Below are 12,615 nucleotides of genomic sequence, written 5' to 3' on the forward strand. Positions count from 1 at the left end.
AACAGCCACTGCGTGGATGGGGCCGACGCCATAGCTGCGCCGGATCGACGAAAGGAGAGAGGAACGAAATGACAAGCACGACTTGGAACACCACAACAACCGCGCTCGCGGTGGCGATTACCGCCGCCCTCGTCGCGGGGCCGTCCTACGCGGCACTCAAGAAGCCGGCGGCGAGCAAGCCGGCACAGACCCAGAAGAGCGCCGTCAAGGCCCCTCTGTTCGCCAAGCCCGGCCATCCCTACGGAACCAACCTGAAGGCGCCGGCGGACACCGCATACGACTCTTTCATCGTCAGCTTCCAGAAGGGCGCGAAGCCCGCGGCCGACCTGCAGCGCCAGCTCGATACCGTCGGCAAGCTGCTCGGTACCCGCATCGCGATCGAGCGCACGACCGGCACGGGTGCGCAGATCATCCGCACGGCGCGCTCCATCGACGTGGTCGAGCGCAAGCAGCTCGAAGCCGCGCTGAGGAACAACCCCGCGATCCGCGCCGTCGAGCCCAACGGCCGCATGTACCGCATGTTCGAGCCGAATGACCCGCTGTTCGCGCAGCAGTGGCATTACGAAGGCGGCGGCATGGGCATCAATGCCACCGAAGCCTGGGATAGCGTCGACGGCACCGGCTACATCATTGCGGTGCTCGATACGGGACAGGTCGACCACGGCGACCTGGCCGGCCAGTTCATCGCGGGCTATGACTTCATCTCCGACCCCGCCAACGCGCGTGACAACGATGCCCGCGACCCGGATCCGAATGACGAGGGCGACTGGGACAGCAAGTACGACAGCAGCTGGCACGGCACCCACGTGGCCGGCACCATCGCCTCGCTGACCGACAACGGCGTTGGTGGCGCGGGCGTTGCCCACGGCGCCAAGGTCCAGCATGTCCGCGTCCTGGGCAACGCGGGCGGCAGCTTCGAGGACATCAACGACGCCATTGTCTGGGCCTCGGGCGGCTCCGTTCCGGGCGTTCCCGACAACGCCACCCCCGCAAACATCATCAACCTCAGCCTGGGCGGCTCGATCGCATGTCCGACCGACATGCAGGACGCGATCGACATCGCCGTCGCAAACGGCACCTCCGTGGTCGTTGCAGCGGGCAACTCGAGTTCCGACATCGCCGGTTTCGCTCCGGCAGGCTGCGACGGTGTGATCGTGGTGGCGGGCACGGGTCCCGACAACACGCGTTACGCCAGCTCCAACTTTGGCGCGGACATCACTGTCGCGGCTCCGGGCGGCAGCGGCTCCCTGCCGGAAGAGGACCAGGTCCTGTCGACGGTGAACAGCGGCCTGACCGTGCAGGAAGACGACGCCTATGCCTGGTACGCCGGCACATCCATGGCGGCCCCGCACGTGGCCGGTACGGCCGCGCTGATGATGGAGGCCGCGGGTGAGTGGCTGCCGCCGGACGAGGTCGCGACGATCCTGCGCAACACCGGTTATGCCGCCAACGGCCTGGTAACCAACTGCGACACCAGTTCGCGCTGGTGCGCCAGCCTGATCGACGCCGGCCGCGCGGTTGCAGTGGCATCCGGCGAGGAAGCGCTGCCGGCCGACCCGCCGCCGCCGCCGCTGCCGCCGCCGCCGACCGAGCTCGAGAACGGCGTCGCCGTCCCACTGGAATCAATGGGCGCGGGCAACGAGAAGTTCTTCGTGCTCAACGTGCCGGCGGACATGGGATCGCTGACGTTCGACCTGACCCCGGGGACCGGCGCGACCGGCGACTCGGACATCTACGTCCGCTACGGCGCGGCGCCGACCGCCTCGCTGTACGACTGCCGTCCGTGGACCGGTGGCGTGGTTGCCGAAACCTGCAACTTCACCGCGCCCAGCGCGGGTGAGTGGCACGTCAGGGTCGTTTCCTACAGCGCGTCCAACGGCTACTCCGTGACAGGCACGTATGACGACACGCCGGTCGAGGTGGATCCGCCCACCGAGCTCCAGAACGGCGTTGCCGAGACGGGCATCAGCGTGGATGCCGGCGAGGACGTGTTCTACTTCATCGACGTTCCGGAGGGCGCCAGCAATCTGGCAGTGCTGATGGACGGTGCCAACGGCGACACCGACCTCTACGTGAGGCACGGCGCGCAGCCGACGGATACGCTCTATGACTGCCGCCCGTTCCTGTACGGCAGCATCGAGGACTGCCTGATCCCGGCACCCGCCGCGGGCGAGTGGTTCATCCGCATCAACGGCTACGAGTCGGCCACGGACGTTTCGCTGGTCGCCAGCTACGACATCGAGGGAGGCGGTGGGGCCGCTCCGGCGGACCTCGTGGCTCGCCAGGTGTTCCCGCTGCGTGGCCAGCGCATCCGCGTGCCGCTGGCGTGGACCGGTGGCGAAGGTGAGCAGGTCGACGTGCTGTTCGATGGCGAAGTGGTGGCCACTTCGGCCAACACCGGCTCGTTCGTGCATACCTTCACCGCTGAGTCGGCGGGCCCCGGCTCGGCGACCTACCAGGTCTGCAACGCCGGCACCGACGTATGCTCGGAGACCATCACGGTGAACTACACCGCGCGCCGCTGATACAGGTCGCAACGTGACATGCGAGGGGCCCGGTTCGCCGGGCCCCTTTCTTTTGCCCGCGACGGCGGGGTTCTGGAAATCCGGCGGATCGCCCCCATCCAAGGGGCTGGTAGGCTGGTTGATCGCCTACCCTCTCCTTTCCCCCGGACTACCCGATGGCGCTCGACCTCATCCGCATCCGCGGAGCACGTACCCACAACCTCAAGGACATCAGCCTCGACCTGCCGCGCGACCGCCTGATCGTCGTGACCGGGCTGTCGGGGTCCGGCAAGTCCTCGCTCGCGTTCGACACGATCTACGCCGAGGGCCAGCGCCGCTACGTCGAGTCGCTCTCGGCCTACGCGCGCCAGTTCCTGAGCGTGATGGACAAGCCCGACATCGACCACATCGAAGGCCTGTCGCCGGCGATCGCGATCGAGCAGAAGTCGACCTCGCACAACCCGCGCTCGACGGTCGGCACGATCACCGAGATCTACGACTACCTGCGCCTGCTCTACGCCCGCGTCGGCCAGCCGCGCTGCCCGGACCACCAGTACCCGCTGGAGGCGCAGACCGTCAGCCAGATGGTCGACCAGGTGATGGCCCTGGGCAGCGACCCGGCGCGCGCCGAGCAGCGCTGGATGCTGCTTGCACCCGTGATCCGCGAGCGCAAGGGCGAGCACGCCCAGGTGTTCGAGCAGCTGCGCGCGCAGGGCTACGTGCGCGTGCGCGTGGATGGCGTGGTGCACGAGATCGATGCCGTGCCGCCCTTGGCGCTGCGCCAGAAGCACACCATCGAGGCCGTGATCGACCGTTTCCGGGTACGCGAGGACATGCAGCAGCGCCTGGCGGAATCCTTCGAGACCGCGCTCAAGCTGGGCGACGGCATGGCCGAGGTTCGTCCGCTCGACGACGACGCGGCCGAGCCGCTGCTGTTCTCCTCCCGCTACAGCTGTCCGGTCTGCGACTACGCGCTGCCCGAACTCGAGCCGCGCCTGTTCTCCTTCAACGCCCCGGCCGGCGCCTGCCCGACCTGCGACGGCCTGGGCGTCAGCCAGTTCTTCGATCCGGGCCGCGTGGTTGTGCATCCCGAGCTGTCGCTGGCGGCCGGCGCGGTGCGCGGCTGGGACCGCCGCAACCACTACTACTTCCAGCTGATCGCGTCGCTGGCGCGGCACTACGGCTTCGACGTCGACAGCCGCTGGCAGGAGCTGCCCGAAGCCGTGCGCCAGGCGGTGCTGTTCGGCAGCGGCGGGGAGCGGATCCCGTTCACCTACGTGACCGAGAGTGGCGTGCGCAGCAAGCGCAGCCATGCCTTCGAGGGCATCGTCCCGAACCTCGAGCGCCGCTACCGCGAGACCGAATCCTCGGCGGTGCGCGAGGAGCTGTCCAAGTACATCAGCGAGCAGCCCTGCCCCGACTGCGGCGGTGCGCGCCTGAACCGCTCGGCGCGCAACGTCTTCGTGGCCGAGCGCGCGATGCCGTCGATCGTGGTGCTGCCGATCGGCGAGGCGCTGCAGTTCTTCACCGGGCTGGAACTGCCCGGCTGGCGGGGCGAGGTGGCCGCGCGCATCGTCAAGGAGATCCGCGAGCGCCTGGGCTTCCTGGTCGACGTCGGCCTCGACTACCTCACCCTTGAGCGCAAGGCCGATTCGCTGTCCGGCGGCGAGGCCCAGCGCATCCGCCTGGCCAGCCAGATCGGTGCCGGCCTTGTGGGTGTGATGTACGTGCTCGACGAGCCCTCGATCGGCCTGCACCAGCGCGACAACGAGCGCCTGCTCGGCACGCTCACCCGCCTGCGCGACCTCGGCAACACGGTGATCGTGGTCGAGCACGACGAGGACGCGATCCGCCTGGCCGACCACATCGTCGACATCGGCCCCGGGGCCGGCGTGCACGGCGGCGAGGTGGTGGCCCAAGGCAGCTACGAGGACATCCTCGCCGCGCCGCGCTCGCTGACCGGCCAGTATCTCTCCGGCAAGCGCCGGATCGAGATCCCGGCCACCCGCCACGCGCCGAATCCCAAGCTGGAGCTGCGCCTGCTCGGTGCCAGCGGCAACAACCTCAAGGACGTCGACCTGGTGATCCCCAACGGGCTGTTCACCGTGGTCACCGGCGTGTCCGGCTCGGGCAAGTCCACGCTGATCAACGACACCCTGTACGCCCTGGCGGCCAACGAGATCAACGGCGCCTCGCACACGCCGGCGCCGTTCCGCTCGGTCGAGGGCCTGGACCTGTTCGACAAGGTGGTCGATATCGACCAGTCGCCGATCGGGCGCACGCCGCGCTCCAACCCGGCCACCTATACCGGCCTGTTCACGCCGCTGCGCGAGCTGTTCGCGCAGGTGCCGGAGTCGCGCGTGCGCGGCTACGGCCCCGGCCGCTTCAGCTTCAACGTCCGCGGCGGTCGCTGCGAGGCTTGCCAAGGCGACGGCCTGATCAAGGTCGAGATGCACTTCCTGCCGGACATCTACGTGCCTTGCGATGTCTGCGGCGGCAAGCGCTACAACCGCGAGACACTCGAGATCCGCTACAAGGGCCTCAACATCCACGAGGTGCTGGAACTCACCGTCGAGGCCGCGCTGGACCTGTTCCACGCAGTGCCGACGCTGGCGCGGAAGTTGGAAACGCTCACCGACGTCGGCCTGGGCTACATCCGGCTGGGGCAGTCGGCGACCACGCTGTCCGGCGGCGAGGCGCAGCGGGTGAAGCTGTCGAAGGAGCTGTCGCGCCGCGACACCGGGCGCACGCTGTACATCCTCGACGAGCCCACCACCGGCCTGCACTTCCACGACATCGACCACCTGCTCGGCGTGCTGCACAAGCTGCGCGACGACGGCAACACGGTGGTGGTGATCGAGCACAACCTCGACGTGATCAAGACCGCCGACCGGGTGATCGACCTCGGGCCCGATGGCGGCCACCGCGGCGGCGAGATCATTGCCCAAGGCACCCCCGAAGAGGTCGCGGCGATGCCGCAGTCGCATACCGGGCGTTTCCTGGCGAAGCTCCTGGACGAACACAGGGCGCGCTCCGGGGCGCCCGTGGTCGGCGAGGCGCCGCGCCCGCGCTCGCGCGGCAAGACCGGAACCCCCACCCGTCGCCGCAAGGCCAGGGACATCACATGACACGCGAACCCGCCGAACACGGCAAGTTGCTGCAGCGCATGCCCATCGAGCTGCGCTGGCGCGACCTTGACGCCTTCAACCACGTCAACAACTCCAACTTCATGACCTACCTGGAGGAGGCGCGGATCCGCTGGTTCGAGTCGCTGGGCACGGAGTGGGTGACCGACACCACCGCCCCGCTGCTGGCGGCGGTGCAGATGAACTACCGCCAGCCGATCCCCTACCCCGGCTCGGTCGTGGTCGAGCTGACCGCCGACCGCGTCGGCACCAGCAGCGTGACCCTGGGCCACCGCATCACCAGCGCCGACGGCGCGCTGCTGCACGCGGATGGCCATGTGGTGATGGTGTGGATCGACCGCACCAGCGGACGCCCCACGCCGCTGCCGGAGGTCGTGCGCGCGATCGCGGCTGGCTGAGCAGGCGGCCACTGACCGCAAAGCTCAGGCGGTTCCGGATTCGTCGGCGCCGCCACGCAGGCCATGGCGATTCATCAGCCGGTACAGCGTGACCCGCGAGATGCCGAGCCGTCGCCGCTGCTGTTGTCTTCGGTATTGCTGGCGTTGTTGTCGCCGGGTCCGGCTTCGGTCTGGTCCTGTGCCCATGCCTGTGCGGACAGGCCGATGCCAAGCAGCACCGCTGCTGCCAACATGCTCTTGTGGATGCGCATTGTCGTTCTCCTGGGGGGATGTCGCGCCAGCGCACAAGGGGGGGAGGTACAGCACGCCGGTGCGACCCTGCCTTACGCAGGTTTGGTGCCAATCCACAGAGGATTACGCAAGCAATTGATAAGGCTGCAACGTGCCGCGGCGTGCCACGCCCGGAAGCGCGCGACCAGGTGCGCTGGACCTGCGACGGACAGGGGCCGACGCCTGCGGAAGACGCAGGTGCCCGATGTTTCATTCCTGAGAATCGCGCCCCGGTGTCCGTCCGGCGCCTGGCCCTCGACCTCAGCGCGCGTTGGCGGCGCGCACCTCGAAATCGGCACCGATGCTGCGGCCGTCGGCGAGGGTGAATTCGACGCGTGCCGAGCCACCGGCCTGCAACGGCGCCACCGGACGCATCAGCATCAGGTGCAGGCCGCCCGGCTGCAGTACCGCTTCGCCGTCCGCGGCCACGGGCAAGCGAGGCACTTCGCGCATCCTGCTGACGCCATCGACAACCCGGGTTTCATGCAGCTCGACGCTTGCGAACGCGTCGCTGTGCGCGCTGACGATTTCGACGTCGGTCGCGCACGGATTCTCGATACGGGCGAAGCCCGCCATCATCGGCATCGGCATCGGCGGCGAACGCAGCCAGCCTTCGACCACGCGCGGGGTGCAGGCGTCGGGATCGACGGTGGCTTCGGAATCAGAGCCAACAGGGCCGGACGCGAAAGCGCCTGCGGTGGCTGCACACAGCAGCATGGCGGGAACGAGAGTGCGAAGGAGGCTGGTCATGCACCTATCATAGCCATCCACTCCGGCGCGGATCCGACGACGCATGACAGCATTCATCGAAACCATCGACCATGGCGCGATCACCGAACTCAGGCTCGCGCGCGCGCCGGTCAATGCGCTCAACCCCGAACTCTGCCGGGCACTGGCGGCAGCCGTGTCCGCGGCCGTCGATGCCGGCGCGCAGGGCCTGGTGCTGTCGGGCGGCGAGAAGGTCTTCTCTGCCGGGCTCGACGTGCCCCACCTCATGTCGCTGCAGTCGCGCGAAGCGCTGGGCGCGGCCTGGACCGGCTTCCTCGACGCCGCGCGCACGCTGGCGGCATCACCGGTGCCCGTGGCCGCGGCGATCACCGGCCACTCGCCCGCTGGCGGCTGCGTGCTCGCCCTGTGCTGCGACTACCGGGTGATGGCCGAAGGGCCGTTCCGCATCGGCCTCAACGAGACCCAGGTCGGCCTGGTCGCGCCCGATGGCATCCAGCACCTGATGCGCCGCGTGATCGGTCCCCATCGCGCCGAGCGCATGCTTGTGGGTGGCGAGCTGGTCGAAAGCGCGCGCGCGCTCGAGATCGGGCTCGTCGACGAGCTCGCCACTCCAGGCGAGGTGGTTGCACGCGCCCGCGCCTGGCTGGAAGGGCTGCTGGCGCTGCCGCGCCGACCGGTGCTGCACACCCGCGCGATCGCCCGCGCCGACCTGCTCGCCGCGCTGGCGCCGGAGCGCATCGACATCGACACCTTCGTCGACGCCTGGAACGATCCTGACACCCAGGCCGGACTGCGCGCGCTGGTGGCACGGCTGGGCAAGTAACGCGGCACAGCAATACGACGGCGCATCTGCCACGCGCAGGCTGCGCGCATGGGAAGCGGCGCGACTCAGTGGTCGCCGGTGGCGACAGGACGCGCCGGGTCCTCGATCCACCCGCTCCACGAACCGGTGTAGAGCCCGGCGCCGTCGAGCCCCGCATGCGCCATCGCCAGCAGGTGATGGCAAGCGGTCACGCCGGAGCCGCACATCGCCACCACCCGCGCAGGGGCGTCGTTGCCGAGCAGCGCGCTGAACTCTTGGGCCAACACGTCGCGTGGCTTGAAGCGGCCGTCATCCAGGTTGAGCGCGTAGGGCCTCGACGTCGCGCCTGGCACGTGCCCGGCGCGCGCGTCGATGGGCTCGACCTCGCCGCGGAAGCGCTCGCCGCCGCGCGCGTCCAGCAGCCGGCCACCGGCGGCAAGGTGGGCTTCCACCCGCTGGCCATCGAACAGCCGCGCACGGTCGAAGGCCACCGGGTACGGCGCGGCCGGCGGCACGTCCGGAATGGCTGTATCCAGCGGCAGGTCTTTCGCGCGCCAGGCGGCGAGGCCACCATCGAGCACCGCCACGCGGGCGTGCCCTGCCAGGCGCAGCAGGCACCAGGCGCGCGCGGCGAAGGCACCGTCCGCGGCGTCATAGGCGACGACCTGGTGGGCGGGGGTAATGCCGAGGGCGGCAAGCGTGCGGCCGAACTCCGCGGCACCGGGCCAGGGGTGGCGACCGGCGCCCGGCACGTGCGACCCGGACAGGTCGCGGTCCAGGTGTACGTAGAGCGCACCCGGCAGGTGGCCATCGCGCCACGCCGCCCCGCCGGCCGCGGGATCGCCGAGCGAGAAACGGGCGTCCAGCAGCACCAGCATCGGGTCGCCAAGGCATGCAGCAAGCTCGGCGGGCGATACCAGGGTGCTCCAACCGGGCGTTGCGTTCATGGCAGGCCTCCAACGGCCAGCAGGCGCTGGCGCAGGTTGTACAGGATCGATGCCGTGGCGCCCCAGACGCGCTGGCCCGGTGCAGCATCGTGGCGATGGTATTCAAGCACGTGGCGCTCGCGCCCAAGGTAGTTGATCACGATACGGTCGAGGTTCTCGGGGGCCATCAGCCACGCCAGCGGCAGGCTGAAGACCTCGGCCACCTCACCCGGCCGCGGACGCGGCTCGAAACCGGCGGGCACCCGCGCCACCACCGGCAGCACCCGGAAGCCGGAGACGGTCGCCAGCGGATCCAGGTAGCCGAGCACGCGCGCATCGGCGGCCCGCAGGCCGATTTCCTCCTCCGCTTCGCGCAATGCGGCGGCGAGCGGACCGGCATCACCCGGATCCACCCGCCCGCCGGGAAAGCTCACCTGCCCGCCGTGCTGGCGCAGGCCATCGTGGCGCCGGGTCAGGATGACGCTGGTCTCGCCTTCGCCGACCAGCGGCACCAGCACCGCGGCATCAGCCAGCGCGGCATGCGCCGGCAGCAGATCGCTCAGTTCGTCGAGGTTCCAGGCCGGGCCGACGGGTACCGCGTTCAGCGGACCCAGCGCAGCCTGCAGCGCGGCGTCGGCGGGCACGCCGGCCATCAGCCGCGGCGTGCCTCACGCTCCGGCAACACCGATTCCATGAGGTGCTCGCGCTGCGCGTCGTCCATCGCCAGCCAGCCCGCGATCTCGTCGCCGGTCCGCAGGCAGCCGTCGCAGAAGCCGTTCGGATCAAGGGTACATACGCCGGTGCAGGGGCTCTGCACTGCGCGGAAGGCGGTGTTCATCCCGGTATCCGGATTGCTGCGCGGGCCCCGGACACGAACGCGCCGGCACGGGGCCGGCGCGTCCTTGGAGCAGCAGCGTGCGCAGCGGAGGCCGCGCAGCTGGACAAGGGGCGCCGTCGGCGCCCCGCGGTCACTTGACGCTGACCAGCTTGACGTCGAACACCACCGCCTGGTTGGCCATGCGGCCGGCGCGGATGTCATTGCCATAGGCCTTGTCGCCCGGCAGCACCACTTCCCAGCGCGAGCCGGCCGGCATCTGCAGCAGCGCCTCGCGCAGGCCGTCCAGCGGCACCTGGCTGACCTTGAGCTCGACCGGACCCGGGGTCTGGCCCTGCGGCACCTGGTTGGTGTCGATCAGTACGGTGCCGTCAGGCAGCGAGCCCTTGTACGTCAGCGCGACATCGCTGGCCTGCGTCGGCTTGGCGCCGTTGCCGGTCTCGATCACGCGGTACTGGACGCCGCTGGCCAGGGTCTTCACGCCTGCCTTGGCCTTGTTCTGGGCAAGGAAGCTGTCGCTCGCCGCCTTGTTGGCGTCGGAAACCTTCTTGAACTCGGCTTCCATCTTCGCCTGCTGCCGCTTCTGCATGTTCTCGACCGCAGTGCGGAGCTGGTCGACGGCGACCACGGGATCCTTCTTGCCGTAGGCATCCTGCAGCGCCTTGACGACGGTGTTGACGTCGATGGCTTCGCCCCGCTCGGTCAGCTCCGCGAGCTCCGCGCCCGTGTTGTAACCGATCGCATAGCTGAGCTTTCCCTTCTCAGAGGTGGTGTCCTGGGCTGCGGCGGTGCCGGCAACCAGGGTTGTGGCCGCAAGGGCGATAGCGAGCAGGCGCAACTTCATTCGTGGGACTCTCCGGAATTGCCGATTGGTTGGGTCCAAGATGCGGCGGGGCGGCCTGGCCGCCCCGTCTGGACACGTTAGGATACCGGCCCCAGTGCTTAACCGCCACTGACACCACCCATTCCGACCCTGCCCGGCGGCGGAAGTTCCGCCCGGCCCGACACCGAGGATTCCATGTCCGAACTCATCCTGGCCGCCGACCATGGCGCCGTCCGCGTGCTCACCGTCAACCGCCCCGACAAGCTGAATGCGTTGAACCGGGGCACGCTCGAGGCCCTGCAGCTTGCTTTCGATGCCGCCGCGGCCGACGACCGCGTCCGCGCCGTGGTGCTCACCGGCAGCGGTGGCAAGGCCTTCGTTGCCGGCGCGGACATCGCCGAGATGTCGGCACTGAGCGCCGTGCAGGCGCGCGACTTCTCGCTGGTCGGCCAGCGCCTGATGCGGCGGATGGAGCGCATGCCCAAGCCGGTGGTGGCGATGGTCAACGGATTCGCCCTGGGCGGCGGGCTCGAGTTGGCGATGTGCTGCCACCTGCGCATCGCCGCCGACACCGCGAAGCTCGGCCTTCCCGAGGTCACCCTGGGCCTGCTGCCGGGCTTCGGCGGCAGCCAGCGCCTGCTGCGCCTGTCCGGCCGCGCGGCGGCGCTCGAGCTCACCCTGCTCGGCGCGCCGGTGGATGCGGCCCGCGCCCTGCAGCTGGGCATCGTCAACCGCGTGGTGCCGGCGGCGGAGCTGGAAGCCGAAACCATGGCGCTGGCCGCGAAGCTTGCCGGCAACGCGCCGCTGGCGATGCGCGGCATCCTCGATGCGATCCATGTCGGCGGCGAGTGCGCGATCGACGACGGGCTGGAGTACGAGAGCGCGCAGTTTGGCCTCGCCTTCTCCACCGACGACGCGCGCGAAGGCATGGCCGCGTTCCTCGAGCGCCGCAAGCCGGCGTTCAACGGCCGCTGAGCGGACGCATGTCGAGCGGAGGAGATGGCGGCATGGGCGCGGGTGCACTGGATGCCGCTCAGGCACGACGCATTCTCGACCTGCTGCGCGACGACGATCTCGACGCAGCGATCGAGGCAGGGCTGGCGCGCTTCAAGCCGCTGTCCGGACTCGACGCCGAAGGCAACCACGTGCTGTCGGCCGCGCGCGACCGGCTGCTCGCGGCGTGGGCGGCGCGCGAGCGCTATCGCGCCCGAGATGCACGCCTTGATCGCATCGCCAATGAGCGCTTGCGCGCCCGCGGGGGGCTGCCGGCAGGCAATCCTCCAAACGAGGCAGCCTCGGGCGAAGCAGCTGCCGGCGGTGCAGCGCACGGCATGAGCATCGACACGGGCGCTGGCACCGACACTGGCGTTGGCACACTCTCGGCGCCCTCCCGCCCCACCCTGCCCGCGGCCGCAGCCGCGGCGCTGGCACGCGCCAGGGCGCGCGCATCGGGTCACCAGCCTTGAGCGCCTTTCCCGAGCGGCGCGGCCGGATCATGCCCAACGCCGACGTGCGCGAGATGTTCGCGCGCCTGTCCGCGCTGAACCCGAAGCCGGTCACCGAGCTCGAGTACGCCTCGCCCTATGAACTGCTGGTGGCGGTGGCCCTGTCGGCCCAGTCCACGGACGTCGGCGTCAACAAGGCCACCCGGCGCCTGTTCCCGGTCGCCAACACGCCCGCCGCCATCGCAGCGCTCGGCGAGGACGGACTGAAGCGCTACATCAGCACCATCGGCCTGTACAACGCCAAGGCCGCCAACGTGGTCGCGATGGCGAAGCTCCTGATCGAACGCCACGGCGGCGAAGTGCCGCGTACGCGCGCGGAGCTCGAGGCCCTGCCGGGCGTGGGCCGCAAGACCGCCAACGTGGTGCTCAACACCGCCTTCGGCGAGCCGGTGATGGCGGTCGACACGCATATCTTCCGCGTCTCCAACCGCACCGGCCTGGCCCACGGCGGCAACGTCCGCGCGGTGGAGGACCGGCTGGTGAAGCGGGTGCCGGCGGACTACCTGCTCGACGCCCACCACTGGCTGATCCTGCACGGGCGCTATGTGTGCAAGGCCCGGCGCCCGGAGTGCGGGCCCTGCGTCATCCGCGATCTGTGCACGTATCCCGACAAGACGCCTGCCGGCAAGGCGCCTGGCGACGCGGCGCATGCCGGCGGGGCGACCGCCTGAGCGACG

General features: G+C 69.9%; 11 protein-coding genes and 1 pseudogene. 7 read left to right on the top strand and 5 right to left on the bottom strand.

Going from position 1 to position 12,615, the window contains the following annotated elements; genetic code table 11:
• The first annotated feature begins 68 nt into the window (after positions 1–68).
• The 3 genes from ACW7GZ_RS00335 to ACW7GZ_RS00345 all read left to right on the top strand — a co-directional run bounded on the left by ACW7GZ_RS00335 (position 69) and on the right by ACW7GZ_RS00345 (position 6,048).
• The gene (locus ACW7GZ_RS00335; protein WP_457007240.1) at positions 69–2,525 is read left to right on the top strand and encodes a S8 family serine peptidase; all 2,457 of its coding nucleotides are present in this window, start codon (positions 69–71) and stop codon (positions 2,523–2,525) included.
• Positions 2,526–2,680: 155 nt separating this feature from the next.
• On the top strand, positions 2,681–5,632 hold the full coding sequence (gene uvrA / locus ACW7GZ_RS00340) for an excinuclease ABC subunit UvrA (RefSeq protein WP_457001916.1): 2,952 nt from the start codon (positions 2,681–2,683) through the stop codon (positions 5,630–5,632).
• Positions 5,629–6,048, top strand: a complete 420-nt coding sequence (locus ACW7GZ_RS00345) for an acyl-CoA thioesterase (protein WP_457001914.1) — start codon at positions 5,629–5,631, stop codon at positions 6,046–6,048. Before uvrA ends, ACW7GZ_RS00345 begins: the two co-directional genes overlap by 4 nt.
• A 74-nt stretch (positions 6,049–6,122) precedes the next feature.
• On the opposite strand, the gene ACW7GZ_RS00350 is transcribed toward ACW7GZ_RS00345, so the two are convergent.
• The gene (locus tag ACW7GZ_RS00350) at positions 6,123–6,299 is read right to left on the bottom strand and encodes a hypothetical protein (protein ID WP_457001912.1); all 177 of its coding nucleotides are present in this window, start codon (positions 6,297–6,299) and stop codon (positions 6,123–6,125) included.
• Positions 6,300–6,579: 280 nt separating this feature from the next.
• On the bottom strand, positions 6,580–7,068 hold the full coding sequence (locus tag ACW7GZ_RS00355) for a copper chaperone PCu(A)C (RefSeq protein WP_457001910.1): 489 nt from the start codon (positions 7,066–7,068) through the stop codon (positions 6,580–6,582).
• A 43-nt stretch (positions 7,069–7,111) separates the two neighbouring features.
• Here ACW7GZ_RS00355 and ACW7GZ_RS00360 point away from each other — a divergent pair, with 43 nt between their 5' ends.
• Positions 7,112–7,870 carry an enoyl-CoA hydratase/isomerase family protein gene (locus ACW7GZ_RS00360; protein WP_457001908.1) on the top strand — a complete coding sequence of 253 codons (759 nt, stop codon included), beginning with the start codon at positions 7,112–7,114 and terminating at the stop codon, positions 7,868–7,870.
• Between the two features lie 65 nt (positions 7,871–7,935).
• On the opposite strand, the gene ACW7GZ_RS00365 is transcribed toward ACW7GZ_RS00360, so the two are convergent.
• The 3 genes and pseudogenes from ACW7GZ_RS00365 to ACW7GZ_RS00375 all read right to left on the bottom strand — a co-directional run bounded on the left by ACW7GZ_RS00365 (position 7,936) and on the right by ACW7GZ_RS00375 (position 10,454).
• Entirely contained in the window at positions 7,936–8,796 is an 861-nt protein-coding gene (locus ACW7GZ_RS00365) for a sulfurtransferase (protein WP_457001906.1), read from the bottom strand.
• A pseudogene (locus ACW7GZ_RS00370) lies at positions 8,793–9,613 on the bottom strand (NUDIX hydrolase). Before ACW7GZ_RS00370 ends, ACW7GZ_RS00365 begins: the two are co-directional and overlap by 4 nt.
• 130 nt (positions 9,614–9,743) lie before the next feature.
• Positions 9,744–10,454 (bottom strand): FKBP-type peptidyl-prolyl cis-trans isomerase N-terminal domain-containing protein, encoded by a 711-nt coding sequence (locus ACW7GZ_RS00375; protein ID WP_457001905.1) that lies wholly within the window; start codon positions 10,452–10,454, stop codon positions 9,744–9,746.
• A gap of 174 nt (positions 10,455–10,628) precedes the next feature.
• Here ACW7GZ_RS00375 and ACW7GZ_RS00380 point away from each other — a divergent pair, with 174 nt between their 5' ends.
• The 3 genes from ACW7GZ_RS00380 to nth are packed head-to-tail and all read left to right on the top strand — an operon-like array spanning position 10,629 to position 12,609.
• Entirely contained in the window at positions 10,629–11,408 is a 780-nt protein-coding gene (locus tag ACW7GZ_RS00380) for an enoyl-CoA hydratase-related protein (RefSeq protein WP_457001903.1), read from the top strand.
• A 32-nt stretch (positions 11,409–11,440) separates the two neighbouring features.
• Positions 11,441–11,899, top strand: a complete 459-nt coding sequence (locus ACW7GZ_RS00385; protein WP_457001901.1) for a hypothetical protein — start codon at positions 11,441–11,443, stop codon at positions 11,897–11,899.
• A gap of 29 nt (positions 11,900–11,928) precedes the next feature.
• Positions 11,929–12,609, top strand: coding sequence for an endonuclease III (gene nth, locus ACW7GZ_RS00390; RefSeq protein WP_457002855.1), 681 nt, complete (start codon positions 11,929–11,931; stop codon positions 12,607–12,609).
• The last annotated feature ends 6 nt before the right edge of the window (positions 12,610–12,615 follow it).

The sequence above is a fragment of the Luteimonas sp. A537 genome (assembly GCF_054052065.1).

Excerpts from the sequence above, each read along its gene's own strand:
- ACW7GZ_RS00335 (WP_457007240.1), top strand. The coding sequence starts at position 69 with ATGACAAGCACGACTTGGAACACCACAACAACCGCGCTCGCGGTGGCG.
- uvrA (WP_457001916.1), top strand. The coding sequence starts at position 2,681 with ATGGCGCTCGACCTCATCCGCATCCGCGGAGCACGTACCCACAACCTC.
- ACW7GZ_RS00345 (WP_457001914.1), top strand. The coding sequence starts at position 5,629 with ATGACACGCGAACCCGCCGAACACGGCAAGTTGCTGCAGCGCATGCCC.
- ACW7GZ_RS00350 (WP_457001912.1), bottom strand. The coding sequence starts at position 6,299 with ATGCGCATCCACAAGAGCATGTTGGCAGCAGCGGTGCTGCTTGGCATC.
- ACW7GZ_RS00355 (WP_457001910.1), bottom strand. The coding sequence starts at position 7,068 with ATGACCAGCCTCCTTCGCACTCTCGTTCCCGCCATGCTGCTGTGTGCA.
- ACW7GZ_RS00360 (WP_457001908.1), top strand. The coding sequence starts at position 7,112 with ATGACAGCATTCATCGAAACCATCGACCATGGCGCGATCACCGAACTC.
- ACW7GZ_RS00365 (WP_457001906.1), bottom strand. The coding sequence starts at position 8,796 with ATGAACGCAACGCCCGGTTGGAGCACCCTGGTATCGCCCGCCGAGCTT.
- ACW7GZ_RS00375 (WP_457001905.1), bottom strand. The coding sequence starts at position 10,454 with ATGAAGTTGCGCCTGCTCGCTATCGCCCTTGCGGCCACAACCCTGGTT.
- ACW7GZ_RS00380 (WP_457001903.1), top strand. The coding sequence starts at position 10,629 with ATGTCCGAACTCATCCTGGCCGCCGACCATGGCGCCGTCCGCGTGCTC.
- ACW7GZ_RS00385 (WP_457001901.1), top strand. The coding sequence starts at position 11,441 with ATGGGCGCGGGTGCACTGGATGCCGCTCAGGCACGACGCATTCTCGAC.
- nth (WP_457002855.1), top strand. The coding sequence starts at position 11,929 with ATGCCCAACGCCGACGTGCGCGAGATGTTCGCGCGCCTGTCCGCGCTG.